Source organism: Bradyrhizobium sp. Ken64, assembly GCF_055807555.1.
On sequence record NZ_JBVVPA010000135.1, the window covers coordinates 1 to 239 of the forward strand.

The 239-nt window shown below is 63.2% G+C and carries 1 protein-coding gene; it reads left to right on the top strand.

Annotated features, from left to right (window positions below; genetic code table 11):
* The coding region (locus AC0L2F_RS35950) for a type VI secretion system contractile sheath domain-containing protein (RefSeq protein ID WP_473251550.1) at nucleotides 1-239 on the top strand (239 nt) is incomplete at both ends.

Consider the following 239-nt stretch of genomic DNA (forward strand, 5'->3'; position numbering starts at 1 on the left):
GGCGGTGAAGTGGAAAACCTGCCGGCCCACACGTTCCCTACCGATGACGGTGGCGTGGACATGAAGTGCCCGACCAAAATCGCCATCAGCGACCGCCGTGAAGCGGACCTGGCGAAGAACGGTTTCATGCCGCTGCTGCACAAGAAAAACACCGACTTCGCCGCGTTCATCGGCGCCCAGTCGCTGCAGAAACCGGCCGAATACGACGACCCGGACGCCACCGCCAACGCCAACCTGGC